The organism is Acinetobacter sp. TWP2-2-3, assembly GCF_049896445.1.
Taxonomy (GTDB): domain Bacteria; phylum Pseudomonadota; class Gammaproteobacteria; order Pseudomonadales; family Moraxellaceae; genus Acinetobacter.
Map to the genome: position 1 here is coordinate 323,262 of NZ_JAFCUI010000002.1, position 13,802 is coordinate 337,063.

Genomic DNA, 13,802 nt, shown 5'->3' on the forward strand with positions numbered 1-13,802 from the left:
TTGTTTAGACAGAATTACCCGATTCAGTGTATATAATGGATTCAATATAAATCAATTTATTGGATTATTTATGTCCGATTGGCCACCAAAACCTGAAAATCAAATACAAAATACGCAACAGCCAGTTCAACCGACTGGTCCGGAATGGAAATTGCTTGAAAAAGCAGTTTTAGCTTCGGTAGAAGAACAGCGCCGTGCACGCCGTTGGGGAATTTTCTTTAAATTTCTGACTTTTGCTTATCTGCTTGTTGTCATTTTGGCATTAGGCAAAAGCTGTAGTTCAGTTTCTTCAGATGCTAGCGCTGCTGCGGGTTCGCATATCGCAGTCGTGGATATTGTGGGTACGATTGCAGCCGACAAGCAGAGCGTCAACAGTAGCAATACCATCAAATCATTGAAAAAAGCCTTTGAAAATAAACAAAGTAAAGCAGTGGTGCTGAATATCAACTCACCTGGCGGTTCACCGGTACAGTCCGATGAAATCTGGCAAGAAATTCAGTATCTGAAAAAACAGCATTCTGGGAAAAAATTGTATGCCGTGATTGGCGATACTGGTGCTTCAGGTGCTTATTATATTGCTTCAGCTGCGGATGAAATTATTGTCAATCCATCGAGCTTGGTCGGTTCAATTGGGGTGATCATGCCGAATTATGGTGTGACTAATCTATTGCAAAAATTAGGTGTTGAAGATCGCACCATGACTTCAGGTGAAAATAAAGCTTTGCTGTCTATGACTCAGCCGGTTGATCCTGCGCAAAAAGCCCACGTACAGGGTGTGCTGGATAATGTGCATGGTCACTTTATTAATGCAGTTAAACAAGGACGTGGCAATAAATTGAAATCCAATGATCCTGCTATTTTCTCTGGCTTGTTCTGGACCGGTGATCAGGCGGTGAAATTAGGAATTGCGGATCGTATCGGTAGCTTAAATACTTTGAAACGTGAACTGAAAACTGAAAAAGCGTTGAATTACACCATTGAATATAGTCCATTTGAATCAGTCTTGGGTCGTATGGGTTCATCGATTGGGGATGGAATTGCTTCTTCGGTTGCACAGAAGCTTCAGTCAGAAAATAGTACAACACTGCAATGAAACCATTGATTCATTTCGCGCACGCCAATGGCGTGCCATCCAAAGTCTATCAAAAGCTGTTTGATGGATTGCAAGATGATTACGATATTATCTATGTGCCGCTTTTGGGGCCGGATAAACGTTATCCGGTTGATAACCACTGGAAAAGCCTGACCCAGCAAGTGATTGACAGTATTGTGCGCCAGTCACATGGGCGACCTGTCATTGGTCTGGGGCATTCTTTGGGGTCCGTGTTAACTCTGCAAGCGGCTTTGCAGCGTCCGGAACTATTTTCACAAATGATCATGCTGGACCCGCCGATGATTATGGGCAAAGAAGCCTTTGCCTTGCATATTGCCAAGACTTTGCGCTTAAAAGCTTTGGATAAAATGTCTCCAGCCGGTCTGTCCAAACGCCGTCGTGACCATTGGGATTCACGTGAACAAGCCGCTGAATTGCTGCGCCCTAAAGGTTTTTATCAGGATTTTGATGCAGATTGCTTCCAAGCTTATATTGATTATGCCTTGCAAGAGGATCCCATCCGAGGCGGGGTAGAACTCACTATTCCTAAAATGGATGAGGTGGCAGTCTTTAGAACCAATCCATCGCTATGGTGGTTGCCTCAGGCAAAACCAAAAATTCCTGTGCATTTGGTCGTTGCCGAGAAAGGTCCATTTCTGGCCCGCAAGTTCCCGCAGCAAGTGCAAAAGAAGTTTGGTATTCCTTTTACCGTAGTCGATGGCGGGCATATGTTCCCATTGGAACAACCTGATCAAGTCGCGAGCTTGGTAAAGCAATTGATTCAGCAACAGTCTGCCTGAGTCATCGAATGTATTGGAAATAAAAAAACGCATCCGAGGATGCGTTTTTTATTTCTAAACTTTTTTAAAACTTGCAGAATTGAACAGGCGCTTGCATTTTCTCATTTCGATACAGCACACCATCTTCAGTATGTTGAATCGTTCCGCTACAAATCCATTCTACAACTTGTGGATAGATCACATGTTCGAGGGTATGCACACGTGTTGCCAAGCTTTCTACCGTATCGTGGTGAGAAACCTTGAGAACACCTTGAGCAAGCGCTTGCCCTGCATCCAGCTCAGCCGTAACATAATGCACTGTACAGCCATGCAGAACATCACCGGTATTGAGTACACGCTGATGCGTATGCATGCCTTTATAATAAGGCAATAGGGAAGGATGAATGTTCAACATTTTGCCTTCCCAGGCTTTCACAAACTTTTCACTTAAAATTCGCATAAAGCCGGCAAGTACCACCAGATCTACATCCCAGTCCGAAAGCTGTTGATGCATGACATCATCAAAAGCTTCACGATTCGGATATTGCTTGTGTTCAATAACTGCAGTCTGAATGTCTGCCTGTTGTGCACGCGTTAAAGCAAAGGCTTCAGGTTTATTGGAAATTACGCCCACAATTTGCCCTGAAAGATTGGCATCCATCAAGGCTTGCAGATTTGATCCGCTACCTGAAACAAGTACAGCAATTTTAATCATGCGAAATTACGCGAAGATCACACGAATTTTTTCGTCTGCACCTGCAACCGATTCAGCATTGTCTTGAATCTGACCCATTGCCCATGCTTTTTCGCCAAGCTGGTTAAGTAATTCAACAGTTTTGTCTGCATCTGCTGCATCAACCACAACGACCATGCCGACACCACAGTTGAAAGTACGGTACATTTCAAACTGTTCTACACCACCTTCGCGTTGTAGAAGTTTGAATAGCTCAGGCCATTCCCAAGAAGATTCATTCACAAGCGCTTGAGCGCCGTTTGGAAGTACGCGAGGCAAGTTACCTGGTAAACCACCACCGGTGATGTGTGCCATCGCATGGACATCAACGTGTTTTAACAGTTCAAGAATTGGTTTTACATAAATGCGTGTTGGTTCCATTGCAACATCTGCAAGTGGGCGGCCATCGACGATTTGATTCAGGTCAACGTTTTTCACGTCCAGGATTTTACGAAGCAGTGAGTAGCCGTTTGAGTGCGCACCTGAAGAAGCTACACCAATTAAAACGTCACCCGCTTTGACTTTAGAGCCATCAATAATTTTACTTTGCTCAACAACACCGACACAGAAACCTGCAAGATCGTAATCTTCGCCTTCATACATGCCTGGCATTTCAGCAGTTTCACCGCCAACTAATGCACAGCCAGCAAGTTCACAACCAGCGCCAATACCAGTGACTACATTTGCAGCAACATCAACATTTAAGTGACCAGTTGCATAATAATCAAGGAAGAACAGTGGTTCAGCACCACAGACAAGAAGGTCATTCACGCACATTGCAACCAGGTCTTGACCAATTGTGTCATGACGGTTCAAATTCAGTGCCAGACGTAATTTTGTACCAACACCATCTGTGCCAGATACGAGAACAGGTTCTTCATAACCTTTAGGAATTTTACAAAGTGCACCAAAGCCACCTAGACCGCCCATAACTTCGGGACGTGAGGTACGCTTAGCGACAGATTTGATACGATCGACTAACGCGTCGCCCGCCTCAATGTCGACACCTGCATCTTTGTAGCTTAAACCAGTGTTTGGGGTAGAAGTTGAGTTGCTCATAATGAAGTCTCCGCATTCGCGGGTGCGATTATAACCTGAATATGTAAAACTCTTATGGTATTTGTGGCCTAAAATGCTATCTTTATTAAAATATTTTAATTTTTAGAATGATTAATAGAGAAAAGGCAAGATTCTATGGTCGATCGTACTTTACGGCGCATTCTTATACTTGCTGGTATAGCATTGATACTTTGGGTTTTATATCTGCTTAAACCAGTTGTGGTTCCTTTTGTGGCAGCTTTTCTAATTGCTTATTTATTTAGCCCACTGGTCGATGTTTTGCACCGCATTGGGCTGGCTCGATGGCTCTCGATCAGTATCGTATTTATCGGGATTGGGGTCGTGGTCACCTTGGTGATGTGGTATCTGGTGCCACTGGTCTGGCAGCAGCTGATGTATGCGCGTGATAGCATTCCGGCCGGGATTCACTGGATCAATTACACGTTTCTACCTTGGCTTTCCGATAGCTTTAATCTGGTCCCGATGGAGATTGATACCGATCAGATTTCCTCCGTGGTGATGGACTATGTCCAGACCAATTATAGTGCTGACAGTATTCAGGCAATGCTGCTGAAACTGGCACAATCTGGTCTGAATTTTATCCAGATTGGTGGCACGATTGTCCTGATTCCGATTATTGCCTTTTATTTCTTGCTGGATTGGGATCGTATGCTGGACAGCTTACGCCGCCTGATTCCCCGTCCTTATGAAAAAACAACCTTAACTATTGTGAGTGAATGTCATAGTGTTTTAGGTGCCTTTGTCAAAGGTCAGTTCCTGGTCATGGTTCTGCTAGGCGTAGTCTATGCAGTGGGACTGCAACTGATTGGCCTAGAGATTGGCTTGATCATCGGGATGATTGCCGGATTGTGCAGTATCATTCCGTATCTTGGTTTTGCGGTTGGAATTATTGCCGCAGTCATTGCAACCTTTTTCCAATTTGGAATCGACTGGTGGCAACTGGTATTGGTCGGGATTGTCTTTATGGTGGGGCAGGCAGTCGAAGGTTATATTCTGCAACCGTTCTTGCTAGGTGATAAAATCGGTCTTTCTCCTGTAGCGGTAGTGTTTGCAGTTCTGGCGGGTGCACAACTGGCCGGATTTCTAGGCATGCTGATTGCCTTGCCGGTGGCTGCCGTGATTGTAGTACTACTGCGGCATATCCGTGAGTATTATGAACATACGCCATTTTATGGTGATCAGGCTGTTATCATACAAGATGCATCTACCGGTTCAATCAATATTGAAACAGCAGACTTAGATGTTGATATTGAAATGAAAAAGCCACAGAAAAAACCGCTGCAAGCAGAGGAGAACTCAAGTAAAATTCATGATCCACATCGTAAAGACTCATAAGGCCAAAAAATCGTATGCGTCAATTGCAGTTAGATATAGAACCTCAGCTCGATGCCCGAATCAGTGATTTTTCAGGGCCGGGTTGGGGGCATGTCATTGATGCTGTCCGTCAATTACATGCAGGCCTGATCAACCAATTTTATGTCTATGGTGGAGCCGGTACAGGTAAAAGTCATTTATTATCTGCCATCTGTGACTCTTATCTGGAAGTGGGCAAATCTGCAATTCAGGCATCTTTGCTTGAGCTTTTAGATGCACCCACTGAGGCGATTACCTCTCTGGATCGTTTTGATCTGGTAGCACTCGATGATATTGAAGCAATTAGCGGCGTACCCCATTGGCAACGCGCAGTCTTTCACTTGATTAATTATAATAATGAAGGTGGTGGGCAGTTGGTGTTTTCATCACGTTTTGCACCTATCGAACTCAAACTTGAATTGCCAGATTTACAATCCCGTCTCACGCAGGCGGTCAGTACTCGTGTTCCGAGTGGCAGTTTGTATGCTGATCGCTATGCGCTGGTTTCCTCGGTGCTCGATCGTCGTGGGATCCATTTAGACCCTCAAATCTTTGACTATTTACTAAGCCATGGGCCGCATCAAACTTCAGTGCTGCTTCAAAGATTAGAGCAGATTATTCAATTGCTTAAAGGGGAAAAATTGAAAGTCAGCAATGCTAATCTGCGGCAGATATATGCCTTGATTGACGAATATCGGTAAAATATAAAAATTCTTGAGTAATTACTCAGTCTATGACACAGTAAGGCAAAATAATTCGCTGTTGCAAGGATTCTGCAACTTTAGAAGAAAAAGAAAGAAATAAAAATTAAGGAGAAGGTTATGCTCAAGAAGAGCATAGGCATAGCTTTGCTATGTATAGCGGGGCAGTCGTATAGTGCAGATATTATTGTAACCACTACAGAAGATATTGAAAAAGATGACAAGGAATGTTCACTTCGAGAAGCTGTTGAGTATGTTAACCGTGGTTTAGCTAAATCAGGTTTTATGGGGTGTGGTGGGGAGAACTCATCCAGTACCATTATTTTAAAAGAAAAAAATACCTATGTGTTGAACCAGCATATCGCGATTAAAAAATCTCTTACCATCCGTGCGGTCGCAGAAAGTGATGGCGAATTCAGTACGGATGAAAAAGCATTAGGCTTGCATAATGCTCATATTCAAATGAAAGGTACTGATAACCTTTTCCGGATCAACAGTACAGATACATTGGTTCAGTTAAATTTGAAAGAACTGGATCTTGAAGGCTGTGGTAAAACCAGTTGTGCTGAACAAGGTGGCCTAATTTATAATAAAGGTCAGCTAATTCTAGAATATAACCGTCTATTTAATGCTGCTGCCAACTTGGGTGGGGCAATTTATAATGCTGGCAAGTTTGGTCAGAACTTAACAAGCCGTGCACAAATTAAAAATAGTCTGATCGAAAATAATAAAGCCCAACGAGGCGGGATCCTGTATAGCGAGCTACCTGCTTTCCTCATTTATCAAAGTGTACTTAAAAATAATCAGACACTGGATAATTCCGCGACCAATATTTATAGCGCGGGACAGTTTGCTGACTCCAGTAAAGATCAAGGTATTAGTGGGGAGGTATTAAGTAGTACGATATTAAAAAATAAGGGTGTATTTATTAATGTCCTGGACGGGATGGGATTGAATAATCTCACCATAGTTGACAATGAAAATACTGCTTTAAATATCCATGCACCGTATGGAAGAGCTTATGTAGCGAATAGTATTATTTTAAGAAATGGTACACAGGATTGCCAAATTATCACTGGTGATAAGTCTGTGTCGCAAAATAATCTGCTGACAGCCTCGTGTGGTGTAGGGGATGCCGTCGCGCCGAACCAGTTCTGGAGTGGTACACGACTTTTTGCTGAATCCTCAGATAAAAGTGAAGGTATTTGTCAGACCCTACAAGAAAATAATAATGCCATACTTTGTCCATATAGCGTTCCTAAAGGACAATTTCTCGGTTATATGCGCCCACGAATTTTGTTGAACTATATCCTTGTGAGTGAATCACCGATTGTGAATAGAGGCACAGGATTGAGTTTAGCAAATCCAACGGTAGCATGTGAAGCGGCAGATCAGAGCGGGATCAACCGTTTGATGGATAATCTGTTTTGTGATCGTGGTGCTGTTGAAATCACGATACCAATCTCAGGCAGTCTGGTGGGACAAGATCTGTTAAAGGGTGAAATTGCCAAGTTTTCAATTGAATCTTATCTGGGAGATAGTGATTTAATTCCAAAAGAACAGTGTAATGCCATTGTTGGTCAGAATCCGACGGGGGAGCCTTGGCAAGATGGCTGTTTGAAAGTGGTACAAACCAAAACAGCTTCCAAGGGTAAAACAATCATCGATATTCATGGCAATGTCGTTTATACCCCCGATTCTACCTGGCATGGAGCAGATATTTTCGAACTACAAGTGGTGACCTCATCTACACGGTTTAATAAAAGTAAACCTTATTTGACTATTACTACTCAAATTGTTCAGGAGCCAAAAAATGAAATGGAAGACAAAGCAGTCAAAACTTCAGGCGGCTCATGGGGGGGTGGTGGACTACTGATTTTACTCGGATTAATAGGTTTACGCCGTGGATTAAAAGATTAAGGAAAAATCATGAAAAATTATAAAAAAGGACTGCTTGCGGCCATGATTTTATCTGCCATGAGTTTGATGGCAGCCGAAGATAAAACGATATATGTAACTACTTTTGCTGATGAAGATGGCGAGAATAATAATGCCTGTTCTTTGCGAGAAGCCATTAAAACTGCAAAACTGGATAAATCTTATGGCGGATGTAATGTAGGACGTACGCTTCGATTGGATGGTTCAGCTGCAGATGTGATTCAGCTTGAAGCAGGCGAGTACAAATTAGATAAAGAGCTGATCGTAGAGTCAGCGCTCAAAATTTATGGGAAAACTCCGCTTAACTATGCTAGTCGTAGTCCGATTACGCTGTTATATCCAACCCGGGAGGCTTTAAAAAGTACTATTTCGGGCCAGGGGAAAACCAGATTATTTAATAGTATGGCCAGTCAATCCAGTCTGGAAATTCATCATCTGATCTTAAAGGATGGCTATGCAGCAATAAATACCTTGGATAAAGGTAATGGCGGTACTTTTTATGTAGCAGGGCCTTTAAGTATTAATACCAGTGAAATAGTAAATTCCCGAGCAGCTGCAGAAGGTGGTGCGATTTATAGTGTAGCAATGAATACGGAAAGGAATATTGTCATTCAGGATTCTTTGATTCAAAAAAATCAGGCGAGTTCATATGGTAGTGTTCTGGCGATGGATTGTCAGGGAAATTTAGGTACAACTCAAACCAATGTGAAAATTAATTCCAGTAGTATTGTTAAAAATGGTTCAGACACTGCTAACAGTATTATTGATTTTTGTGGCTATGCCACAGTAGAAATTGTTAACTCTACTATTGCGAAGAATACTGCCAGTACCACAGGACATATTGTGCGTATGACGAATGAAGTTAATCGTCCGCTCAGTAAATTCTCCAGTTTAACTGCATTAAGTAATACTATTGTTGAAAATACAGCCCAATCTACTTTATTTTATGACAATACCGGGTTTAGGTATTTTAATTTCAATATTTTAGCCTTTAACCAAGGCCTGTCTTGTGAATATGCCTTAAATCAGGGAAATCCGACCAAGGCACAACGTGTTGAATTTTCTACAATTCGAAATGCAATTCAAACGACTGGGCCATCACGTTGCGTATTGCCAGAATTAGACGAAGATACTACTTCAAATAATCTTGATGTCTCTAACAATATAATCATCAGTTTATTAACAAATTATATTGAGCCTGCTATTGATAATCGCTATTTAGGGCTGTATTACCCGCGTGATAATCAGACCGCAACGGATTTGGTAGATATCGGGGTGAGTGGCTGTATTGAACAAGACCAGCGTGGTATTGATCGTGTGATTGGATCCACATTAACATTTGATCCAAGTGCAAAAAATACCTGCGAGATCGGCTCAGTTGAAATCCGACGTTTGACTGCAGCCGATATTACGGACTTGCAAAATAAGAGTTTGGTAGAACTCAATGACTTTTATCAGGAGAATATAGATGATCTCGAAGAAATCATTGCTGATAAAAATACTCCAGAAAATGAGCTTTCTGGTTTAAAGGAAGAATTGAAAAGTTATCAGGATTTGCTTAAATATACCAAGCAATATCAGAAATATCGTGCAATCTATATTAATCCTTTTATCTTGGCTATGCCTCAAGAAACTCTAACCAATGATAAGATTCAAATTAAAGCCTTAAATTCACAAAATTATGAGGTCAGTGTAAAAACTTTAGGTGTTGGTAAGTTAGTTGGTACAGGCAATTCGACCACTGTGGAAGGAAATCCAAATGATCCAAATCTTAAATGTGAGTGGAAACCTGATTTAAACCGGATCATGATGTATCGCACTGATGGTAAGCAGACCAGTTCGGTTGATATGGAGTTCTGTAGTTATACCCTTAAAGACCGGGCTACAGGTGCGAGCAGTGCTGGCCTCTTAAGAGCAGCTTTTAACAACATTGCACCGATTGCAAAAGATGATGAATATTGGCTTAGTCCAGAGAATAATCTTACAGTGACGGTAAATCCGCTTGAAAATGATAGTGATGATGGGGATGGGCCTCTACCATCAGGAAAGTCGGCTTTTTATCAAGATAAAGATGGAAAAGAGATCCCGATTCATATTGTTAAGCTGCCTGCGGGAGTTTCACTGAAGGCAGAGCGACAAGGAGCATGTCCTGATACCTATCAAAATCAGACCTGTTATGGTGGACAGCTGACATTTAGTGTAAAAAATAATTTAAGCCAGGCAAATTACAGCATGGATTATGCGATTTTCGATGCTGATGAAAAAATGTCAGAAAAAGCGATAATCTTGTTACGTAATACAGTTAAAAATACGAATACGTCCTCAAGTGGTGGTGGGGCAATTGGAATGTGGGGGCTACTAGGATTATTAGGACTAGTAGGTTATCGCCGCTTAAGAAAATAAAATATGATTGAAACATCAAAAAAGCCTCCATATGGAGGCTTTTTTATATTAAGTTTTTAATGCGAGTTAGGCTGCTGAGTCACTTGCTGATATTTGAGAATGTATTCTTCGCGAATGGCAAGGCGTTGCTCAGGAGACGCTTTTTGCATACGTGCGCCCAGTTCTTTGCGTTCCTGACTGCTCATCATTTGCCAAGTCTCACGCATTCTTTGTTTTTCCGCATCAGGGAGTTGAGTAAACCAGTCCATACGCTGCTGCAAGCTGACACGTTGTTGTTCGGGGATTTCTTTTAGAGATTGGTAACGTTTAATCAGTGCCAATTGTTCAGAATCAGAAAGACTATCCCAAGTATCAGTTACTTGGGTATTCGCATCCTTGGAAAATAGCCAAAAACGTTCAAATCCTGCAAAGCTGGTTTGCAGAAAACTGAATGCACAAAAAGCAATCGCCAATTTTTTAGCTGCCATGTGGAACTTTGTCCTCACCTAAAACCATTAACATTTCTAAATCTTCAAGCATTTGCGGAGACAGTTTTGGGACTGACACCATTTGAGTTTGTGGTTCGTTATGGTCCGAAAGATTTGGTAATATCACAACGCCTGCAATCGCAGCTGCCAAAGCAAAACCTGACATTTTTAGAAATGCAAAGCGTGAGTGTTTTGAATCCTGAATTTCTTCAAGAACATGGTGCATGACAACAGGTTTGTCTTTATGTTGTTGTGCCAGTCCATCAAGTTTGGAAGTTACTTGTTTTAAGAAATCATCTTGATTCATTCGGATGACCCTCCCAGATATGGATTTAAATGTGCTAAAGAGGCACGTAAGCCTTGGATAGCACGGTGATAATGGGTTTTTACACTGCCTTCTGTGCAGTTCATAATTTGTGCGGTGGTATGCGTATCAAATCCTTCCCAGGCTCTGAGCATAAATGCCTGCTGCTGACGCACAGGCAATTTTGCAATCGCTTCCTGGATTTCTTCAGCAGTGACTGCCTGATAGAGAAAGTCCAGCGGCGTTGGTGTTGATTCATCGACGACATCATCAAATTCAATTTCGTCATCATCGAGACTGACTTTTTTGAAAAATGAAAACATTTGACCACGCCGTGACTCTTTACGACGCCAGTCCTGTAACTTGTTGTTGAGAATGGTATAAAACAGGGGATACCATTCTTCAGTGCTTTTTTCTGCATAGGATTTGTGTAAGGAAATGAAAGCTTCCTGAACCAGATCCATAGCAATACCATGATGACCTTGAGTCGCACTTTCCATCATCACCAAGGCACGCCCAGTCACATCCTGCATAAAATTCTTCAGACGTGCTTCAGCCGTACTCTTCAGAATACTTACATCGTGTGTTTGCAACTGTTTTGGTGCTAAATCCATAGAGATGGAAAATCCTGTCATTGGACACCCACCATTATTCCCAAGTTCATAATCATATAACGTTGGGAATCCTGGTTTGGTTGACAATTAAGTTTATTATTTTTGTAGTTTAATCTATTTTATACACGGGCAGGGCCGTATTAAAACACTGTAACCTAAATCCCTAATTAGATACGTTGACGTACCATTTCAAAGAAACAGATCGAACCGGCAATTGCGACATTCAGTGATTCCTGACCTCCAGGTTGCGGAATGCTAACGGCTTCAGCATGTTGCATCGCATAATCAGACACGCCTTGGCCTTCATTACCCAGAATCCACACGCAAGGTTTACGTAAGTCTTTTGAATACAGGCTTTCAGCACGGTGTGAGCTGGTTACATAGACAGGGATTTGAAATTGCTCAAGAATTTGTTCAAGCGCAATATTTTCAAAGGTTTGCAGCGTGAAATGTGCACCCATACCGGCACGTAATACGCGTGGAGACCAGAGCGATGCAGAACCTTTGGTACACACAATCTGTTCAATACCGGCAGCAGCAGCAGAGCGAAGCAGGGTGCCTACATTACCCGGATCCTGTACATTTTCCAGAATCAAAGTGTCTGCTTTAAAATCCAATGCATAATTTGCTGTTGGTAAAGTGACCACAGCTAAACAGGCTAAAGACGTTCCTAAGGTGCTTAAATCTTTGTATAAAGATTCGCTTAAAACAAAGACCATCCCTGTGTATTTTGCGAGAATTTTCTCGAAATCAGGATGCGAAAGTGCATGTTCAGTGGTAAAAATCGAATCAATTTTACGGTTTTCATGCAGCCAGGCGAGAGACAGATGCGTGCCTTCCAGCACAGTTTGCCCCTGTTTTTTACGATAGGTGTTTTGTTCAATCAAACCACGTAAGTGTTTAATTTTTGGATTGTCTTTTGAATCAAGAAAAAAAGTTGGCATGGGAGATATAATCCACGGTAGCCGATTCAATATCGGCTACCGCTATAAAAAATTAGTTATGATAGCTGGTCACAAGATCAACTTCGTTTTTAGAACCGATAATCACTGGCACACGTTGATGTAGATCAGTTGGTTCGATCTCCAGAATACGGACACGGCCTGTGGTGGATGCGCCGCCAGCCTGCTCCATGAGCATACTCATTGGGTTGGCTTCATACATTAAACGCAGACGACCAGCTTTAGCCGGATCTTTAAAGTCGTATGGATACATGAAGATACCGCTACGACAAAGAATACGGTGAATATCGCCCACCATACAGGCAACCCAGCGCATATTGAAATCTTTTTCACGAGGACCGGTTTTGCCTGCCAATAATTCATCGATATAACGTTGTACTGGTGCTTCCCAGTGGCGTTGATTCGAGGCATTGATCGCATATTCTTTGGTATCTGCAGCGACTTGAATCGCTTCAGAAGTTAGCAGGAATTCTTGAGTTTCCGGGTCAAAGGTAAAGAACACTACGCCTGCACCGACAGTCAATGCCATCATGGTCGATGGACCATACAGTACATAACCTGCAGCCACTTGATTGACACCGGCTTGCATAAAGTCTTCGGCCTGAGTCACGGCATTTTTCGCAGGAAGAATCGAGAAAATCGTACCCACACACATATTGATATCGATATTACTTGAACCATCGAGTGGGTCGAACAAGACCAGAAATTGACCATTTTCTTGTGCAGGGGTGAATTCATCCAGTTCTTCTGAGGCCAAACCACCGACATTCGGGTGTTGCTGTAAAGCCTCAATCAGATAATCATTGGAAATGACATCCAGTTTCTTTTGCTCTTCGCCTTGAACGTTTTCATGCTGTGCACTTCCCAATACACCCGCTAAAGCACCTTTTTGCAGTAATTGATCAATGTCTTTGCAAGTGTTTGCAATCGTTTCAATAACTTGTGCAAGTTCAGGTGTGAGATTCCCGCTTTGTTGTTGTAAAAACTGGGATAAAGTGCGGTATGACATAGGGGAAACTCCAAAACTTAAATCGGGAAAAAATGATCAAAACGATATGCGGCTATATTTTAGATGAGAACGTACTAAAAGAAAAATTAAACTGGATTATTTGTATCGATTTTGCCCTTGCAACTCCTGCGGAAAGTGCTATGTTGAAGACAAAGGAAAATTGAGAATAGGAGCACAGATATGACAACATTGAAGTTTGATGCGACTCCAACGCCAAGCGAAGGCATTACTTTAGATGATATCTCTGAAGACAAGATGAAAGAAGCCTGGCGGGATTATGAAGCAAAACCAGAGTACAAACAATTCAATAAACATGACCTGATCGAATCGATGCATCCGGCTGAACAAGATCAGCTTCCCAAGTAG

At 42.1% G+C, this 13,802-nt stretch carries 14 protein-coding genes; 7 read left to right on the forward strand and 7 right to left on the reverse strand.

What is annotated here, in order from left to right; genetic code table 11:
- The first annotated feature begins 70 nt into the window (after positions 1-70).
- Both sppA and ACP7AK_RS04960 read left to right on the forward strand, forming a co-directional pair.
- Positions 71-1,093 carry a signal peptide peptidase SppA gene (sppA, locus tag ACP7AK_RS04955; protein WP_004731760.1) on the forward strand — a complete coding sequence of 341 codons (1,023 nt, stop codon included), beginning with the start codon at positions 71-73 and terminating at the stop codon, positions 1,091-1,093.
- Complete coding sequence (locus ACP7AK_RS04960) at positions 1,090-1,893, forward strand: alpha/beta hydrolase (RefSeq protein WP_336018509.1); 804 nt, start codon at positions 1,090-1,092, stop codon at positions 1,891-1,893. The genes sppA and ACP7AK_RS04960 overlap by 4 nt, the downstream gene beginning before the upstream one ends.
- A gap of 64 nt (positions 1,894-1,957) precedes the next feature.
- On the opposite strand, the gene purN is transcribed toward ACP7AK_RS04960, so the two are convergent.
- On the reverse strand, positions 1,958-2,587 hold the full coding sequence (gene purN, locus ACP7AK_RS04965) for a phosphoribosylglycinamide formyltransferase (RefSeq protein ID WP_425878870.1): 630 nt from the start codon (positions 2,585-2,587) through the stop codon (positions 1,958-1,960).
- Between the two features lie 6 nt (positions 2,588-2,593).
- Complete coding sequence (gene purM, locus ACP7AK_RS04970) at positions 2,594-3,664, reverse strand: phosphoribosylformylglycinamidine cyclo-ligase (protein ID WP_005247623.1); 1,071 nt, start codon at positions 3,662-3,664, stop codon at positions 2,594-2,596.
- A 135-nt stretch (positions 3,665-3,799) separates the two neighbouring features.
- Between purM and cxpE the strand changes: the two genes are divergently transcribed.
- From cxpE to ACP7AK_RS04990, 4 genes are all read left to right on the forward strand, one after another.
- Positions 3,800-5,020 carry a chloramphenicol efflux transporter CxpE gene (gene cxpE / locus ACP7AK_RS04975; RefSeq protein WP_425878872.1) on the forward strand — a complete coding sequence of 407 codons (1,221 nt, stop codon included), beginning with the start codon at positions 3,800-3,802 and terminating at the stop codon, positions 5,018-5,020.
- Positions 5,021-5,034: 14 nt separating this feature from the next.
- Entirely contained in the window at positions 5,035-5,739 is a 705-nt protein-coding gene (gene hda / locus ACP7AK_RS04980; protein ID WP_425878874.1) for a DnaA regulatory inactivator Hda, read from the forward strand.
- Positions 5,740-5,859: 120 nt separating this feature from the next.
- On the forward strand, positions 5,860-7,659 hold the full coding sequence (gene rbtA / locus ACP7AK_RS04985; protein WP_425878876.1) for a rhombotarget A: 1,800 nt from the start codon (positions 5,860-5,862) through the stop codon (positions 7,657-7,659).
- A gap of 9 nt (positions 7,660-7,668) precedes the next feature.
- Positions 7,669-10,080, forward strand: a complete 2,412-nt coding sequence (locus ACP7AK_RS04990; protein ID WP_425878878.1) for a CSLREA domain-containing protein — start codon at positions 7,669-7,671, stop codon at positions 10,078-10,080.
- Positions 10,081-10,136: 56 nt separating this feature from the next.
- On the opposite strand, the gene ACP7AK_RS04995 is transcribed toward ACP7AK_RS04990, so the two are convergent.
- From ACP7AK_RS04995 to ACP7AK_RS05015, 5 genes are all read right to left on the reverse strand, one after another.
- Positions 10,137-10,547, reverse strand: a complete 411-nt coding sequence (locus ACP7AK_RS04995) for a DUF3106 domain-containing protein (RefSeq protein WP_005103857.1) — start codon at positions 10,545-10,547, stop codon at positions 10,137-10,139.
- Complete coding sequence (locus ACP7AK_RS05000; protein WP_071850624.1) at positions 10,537-10,854, reverse strand: hypothetical protein; 318 nt, start codon at positions 10,852-10,854, stop codon at positions 10,537-10,539. Before ACP7AK_RS05000 ends, ACP7AK_RS04995 begins: the two co-directional genes overlap by 11 nt.
- Positions 10,851-11,465: an RNA polymerase sigma factor gene (locus tag ACP7AK_RS05005; RefSeq protein ID WP_425878880.1), complete on the reverse strand. Its 615-nt coding sequence runs from the start codon at positions 11,463-11,465 to the stop codon at positions 10,851-10,853. Before ACP7AK_RS05005 ends, ACP7AK_RS05000 begins: the two co-directional genes overlap by 4 nt.
- Positions 11,466-11,632: 167 nt before the next feature.
- Positions 11,633-12,409, reverse strand: a complete 777-nt coding sequence (locus ACP7AK_RS05010; RefSeq protein WP_004279118.1) for a TrmH family RNA methyltransferase — start codon at positions 12,407-12,409, stop codon at positions 11,633-11,635.
- Positions 12,410-12,461: 52 nt separating this feature from the next.
- Positions 12,462-13,436, reverse strand: coding sequence for a class 1 fructose-bisphosphatase (locus ACP7AK_RS05015; RefSeq protein WP_425878883.1), 975 nt, complete (start codon positions 13,434-13,436; stop codon positions 12,462-12,464).
- Positions 13,437-13,616: 180 nt separating this feature from the next.
- On the opposite strand from ACP7AK_RS05015, the gene ACP7AK_RS05020 reads away from it, so the two are divergent.
- The gene (locus ACP7AK_RS05020; protein ID WP_004645674.1) at positions 13,617-13,802 is read left to right on the forward strand and encodes an NF038105 family protein; all 186 of its coding nucleotides are present in this window, start codon (positions 13,617-13,619) and stop codon (positions 13,800-13,802) included.